The sequence below is a fragment of the Bradyrhizobium sp. genome, from assembly GCF_016462955.1.
In the GTDB taxonomy this organism is placed as follows: Bacteria; Pseudomonadota; Alphaproteobacteria; order Rhizobiales; family Xanthobacteraceae; genus Bradyrhizobium.
Window position 1 is genome coordinate 1 of the sequence record NZ_JAEMSD010000584.1, and the last position, 3,863, is coordinate 3,863.

Genomic DNA, 3,863 nt, shown 5'->3' on the forward strand with positions numbered 1-3,863 from the left:
GTAACATTATCGGTGCGGCCCCAATCTACCGAGACCTCAAGCGCGACGCGGCGCAGCGCCGCGATCAGCGTTTTGCCGTGCTGTTCATCGATCTCGACCGCTTCAAGGTCATCAACGATTCGCTGGGTCACGAGGCCGGCGACCTCCTCCTGCTCGAAGTGGCCAAGCGCTTGCGCAGCGCGTTGCGGACCAGCGACGTGGTGGCGCGTCTCGGCGGCGACGAGTTCGTGGTGATCCTCGACCGGTGCGGCGAGATCGAGGACGTTCAGCGCATCGCGACCGCGCTGCTCTCGGCCCTTGCCGAGCCGATGCAGCTTGCCGGCCACGAGTGCCACACCACGGCCTCGATCGGCATCGCGATGTACCCGGCCAACGGCTCCGACGCGCAGACGCTGACCAAGAACGCCGACATGGCGATGTACCTCGCCAAGGAAGACGGCAAGAACGGCTGCCGCTTCTTCTCCAACGAGGTGAAGACGCAATCGATCGAGCGGCTGTCGCTCGAGAGCGCGCTGCGCCGCGCGCTGGAGCGCGAGCAGTTCTCGCTCAACTACCAGCCCAAGATCGACATGGAGAGCGGCCAGATCACGGGCGTCGAAGCGCTGCTGCGCTGGGCCCATCCGGAGCTCGGCAGCGTCTCGCCCGCACAGTTCATTCCGCTCGCGGAGGAAACCGGGCTGATCGTGCCGATCGGCCGCTGGGTGCTAAACGAGGCCTGCGCACAGGCCATGGCCTGGCAGCGCCGCGGCCTGCTGCCGCTGTCGATGGCGGTCAATTTGTCGCCCCGGCAGTTCGCCGACGAGCATCTGTTGCGGGACGTCGATGAGGCGCTGGCGGCCTCGGGCATGTCGCCGGTGCTGCTCCAGCTCGAGGTCACCGAGAGCATGATGATGCGCAATGTCGGCCGCGCGCTCAAGGTGCTCGACTCCATCCAGAGCCGCGGCATCCGTCTCGCCATCGACGATTTCGGCACCGGCTATTCGTCGATGTCGCTGATGAAGCACTTCCCGATCGACACCATCAAGATCGATCGCTCCTTCGTGCGCGACCTGCCGCAGGATTCGGAGGATCAGGCGATCGCGCAGGCGATCATCAGCATGGGCAAGGCACTGGGCATGACCGTCGTCGCCGAAGGCGTCGAGAACGCCGAGCAGGAGGCGTTCCTGCGCACCCATGGCTGCGACGAGATGCAGGGCTTCCTCATCTCCAAGCCGTTGCCGGCGCGGGAGATGGCCGAGCTGCTGCGGCCGACGGTGTTGACGGTGGCGCCGCCGCTCCAGCCGGAACCGGCCGACGAAGCCGTAGCCCCGGGGCTGAAGCGCGCTGTCGTCTGACGCTCCAGAGCGCGATGAGATTTGGATGAATCGTCATCGCGCTTCAGGGTGTTGATGACGCATGATTGTTCCGGAAAACCGCTTCGCACTTCTCCGGATCATGCTTCAGCGCGCCCTGAACGGATGCGCCGTCTGGTGCCAGGCCCAGGCCGTACGGATGATTGTCGGCAGGTCGGAGTGGCGCGGCAAGAAGTTCAGCACCTGTTTCGCGGCGGAGGGATCCGCGACCAGATAAGTGGGATCGCCCGCGCGACGCGGCTTGACGGTGTGCGGCACCTCGCGCCCGGTCTCCTGCCTGATCGCGTCGAGGATCTCGCGCACCGAAAAGCCGGAGCCGGTGCCGAGGTTGAAGCTGCCGCCGGCATGGCCTTGTTCCAGGAGCTTCAGTGCCGCAACATGTGCCGCCGCGAGGTCGGTGACGTGGATGTAGTCGCGGATCGCGGTCCCGTCGGGCGTGTCGTAGTCGTCGCCGAACACGGCGAACTCGACATGTCCCTGAAGCGCCATCATGGCGCGCGGAATGAGATGGGTCTCGTTGTCGCGCAGCTCGCCGATGCCGCCGCCCGGATCGGCGCCGCTGGCGTTGAAATAGCGCAGGCAGAATGCACCGAAGCCATAGGCCTTGCGGTAGTCGGCCAGCATGCGCTCGATCATCAGCTTCGAGGCGCCGTACGGGTTGATCGGCGTGCAGGGAAAGTCTTCCGGCAGCGCTTTGGAATCGGCGTTGCCGTAGACGGCGCCGGTCGATGAGAACACGATGTGGTTGCAGCCGGCGTTGCGCATGGCTTGGAACAGCGACAGCGTGCCTTGCACGTTGTTGATGTAATATTTCTGCGGGTCGGCCATGGACTCGCCGACGAGGCTCGCCGCCGCGAAATGCATCACCGCCTTGATGTTGTGATCGGCGAAGGCACGCGCCAGCGTCACGCCGTCGAGCAGGTCGCCGGTCACCAGCGGCCCGGCGACGAAGCTGCGATGGCCTGTCGAGAGATTGTCATAAACGACGGGCTGATAGCCGGCAGCGGTCAATGCGCGGCAGGCATGCGAGCCAATATAGCCCGCGCCCCCGGTGACGAGGACGGTCGGTCGGTCGGTCATGTCGTCTGCAGCTCTTCTCTTAGCGGAGGGTGCGGTTGCGGCTGATGAGAAGATAGAGTGCGCGGGGGTTGGTGGTCAAATAGCGCCAGAACAAACGGCGTGGCTCGAGCAAGGTGCGCCAGGCCCATTCGAGCCCGATTCTCTGCATCCATTGCGGCGCGCGGGAGCGGCTCCCTGACAGGAAGTTGAACAGGCCACCGGATGTCTTGATAACGCCAACATTGGTCAGATGCGGCGTGAATTCCTTGACGAAGGCCTGCTCGTTGGGCACGCCAAGCGCGATCCATAGATAATCCGGTGCGAGGGCGTTGATCTCCTCGACCTTGGCCCGCAGCGCCTCGCCGCGCAGATAGCCGTGGCTGCTCCCGACGATCCTGAGGCGGGGATACAGCTTCTGGACGTTCTCGACAGCGGCGGCGTTCTCGGCCTCGCTGGCTCCGAACATGTAGAACGTGCGGCCCGCTGCTTCGGCCTTGCGCGCGACGATGTGGAACAGGTCCGTGGTCGCAACGCGCTCCGGCAGCGGGAACCAGGATTGCAGCTTCGAGACCGCGACCAGTGGCTGGCCGTCGGCGTTGATCAGGTCGGCTGCGCGGAACAGGCGCTCGGTCTGCGGCTCGGTCGAGCAGCGCGCCAGCACCTCGCCATTGGCCGACGTCAGGAACAGCGGACGGCCGATGCGATTGTCGGGATCGGTCGCCTCGATCATGAAATCGGCGGTGGCTTCCAGGTCGAGCGCGGCCATGCGAAGCCCGCCGACGGTGGTTCTCGGCACGTCGGCAGTTGCCGCCCGTCCATCGAGGTTGACGCGGCGCTCAAGCATATTGTCTGTCTCGCTGGCGCGTTTGCATTACGGGGGTAAGCTCGTCGAGCACGACGCCGACGAGCTTTCGCTCGGCGGGACCGAGCGCGGTCAGGATCTCTTCGAGGCTGTCGTTGACGTCGAGGCTGGTCGGCAGCACGGCCACCAGCGAGTCGATGTCGTCGAGCAGCTTGCGGCCGCCGGCCGGGAGCGGCAGCGCAGGGCCGTCGAGGACCACGAGATCATAGCCGGCGGCGGAACGGGCCTGCGCAATCGCCTTGCGGATCGCATCGGCGGCCTTGCCGGCGTCGCCCTCGGCGGCCGGCAGCACCGAAATGCCGTTGACCGTCTTGACCTCGCGCGCCTCCTTGCTACCGATCGAGAGCCAGCCGCGTCCGCTCGGTTCGCTCTTGCCGCGGCGAATGACCTTGTTGGAGAGCGAGCGGGCCTGATGGTCGGCATCGATCATCAGCACGCGGGCGCCGTCGCGCGCGGCCGCCAGCGCGAAATTCAGCGCGGTCACGCTGCGCCCCGTGCTCGTGCCGGCACCGACGAGCGCGATGACTGGCATCGCCTTGCCGCCGGCGCGCCGCGTCACCGCGCTGCGCATGTCGCGCCAGGCGTTGAGC

The 3,863-nt window shown here is 66.2% G+C and carries 4 protein-coding genes; 1 reads left to right on the top strand and 3 read right to left on the bottom strand.

The genetic code is table 11. The annotated features are described in order from the left end of the window. Window positions 1-1,334 (top strand): EAL domain-containing protein (locus tag JHD07_RS34920; protein WP_291630458.1); only part of this gene is annotated, 1,334 nt, incomplete at its 5' end. A gap of 105 nt (window positions 1,335-1,439) precedes the next feature. Here JHD07_RS34920 and galE read toward each other — a convergent pair. The 3 genes from galE to JHD07_RS34935 all read right to left on the bottom strand — a co-directional run. Next, window positions 1,440-2,432: a UDP-glucose 4-epimerase GalE gene (gene galE, locus JHD07_RS34925; protein ID WP_291630460.1), complete on the bottom strand. Its 993-nt coding sequence runs from the start codon at window positions 2,430-2,432 to the stop codon at window positions 1,440-1,442. A 19-nt stretch (window positions 2,433-2,451) separates the two neighbouring features. Then, the gene (locus JHD07_RS34930) at window positions 2,452-3,255 is read right to left on the bottom strand and encodes a WecB/TagA/CpsF family glycosyltransferase (RefSeq protein ID WP_291630462.1); all 804 of its coding nucleotides are present in this window, start codon (window positions 3,253-3,255) and stop codon (window positions 2,452-2,454) included. Further along, window positions 3,248-3,863: division plane positioning ATPase MipZ (locus JHD07_RS34935; protein ID WP_291630464.1), on the bottom strand; the 616-nt coding region annotated here is incomplete at its 5' end. The genes JHD07_RS34935 and JHD07_RS34930, both read right to left, overlap by 8 nt.

What these genes read in the sequence shown, in the direction of transcription:
- galE (WP_291630460.1), bottom strand. Translation starts at nt 2,432, where the DNA reads ATGACCGACCGACCGACCGTCCTCGTCACCGGGGGCGCGGGCTATATT.
- JHD07_RS34930 (WP_291630462.1), bottom strand. Translation starts at nt 3,255, where the DNA reads ATGCTTGAGCGCCGCGTCAACCTCGATGGACGGGCGGCAACTGCCGAC.